The organism is Rhizobium ecuadorense (genome assembly GCF_001187535.1).
In the GTDB taxonomy this organism is placed as follows: Bacteria; Pseudomonadota; Alphaproteobacteria; order Rhizobiales; family Rhizobiaceae; genus Rhizobium; species Rhizobium ecuadorense.
In genome coordinates, this window is sequence record NZ_LFIO01000801.1 from 1 (window position 1) to 364 (window position 364).

Below are 364 nucleotides of genomic sequence, written 5' to 3' on the forward strand. Positions count from 1 at the left end.
GCAGCGTCAGATGTGTATAAGAGACAGGCGTCAGATGTGTATAAGAGACAGGGATATGATTTTCTATTATTTTAGTAGAGAATTATGCGACTGGGCGGATCGGGCGGATGTAGGCGGACCGGTCCAACGCAGAAGGAGCCGATGAATGACTCTTCTCTCGTCACGTTCTTCGAATTCGGAGAGCCAGAATGCGGACCATCTCGCAAGGATTGCGATTGTCGGCCGAGGCTTCACGGGGATCATGACCGCAATCGCTCTTTTCAAAAGAGTTGATCGGCCTTTCCATCTGGTGATGTTCGATCCGCGAGCAAAGATAGATATCGGCGAGGGCATAAGTCAGCCCGCGTCGACGGTGCTGACCAGC

1 protein-coding gene is annotated in these 364 nt (G+C 52.2%); it reads left to right on the forward strand.

The annotated features are described in order from the left end of the window. Nucleotides 1-145 precede the first annotated feature (145 nt). Nucleotides 146-364, forward strand: a 219-nt coding sequence (locus AF337_RS46060) for an FAD/NAD(P)-binding protein (RefSeq protein ID WP_193393618.1), incomplete at its 3' end; no start/stop codon positions are given.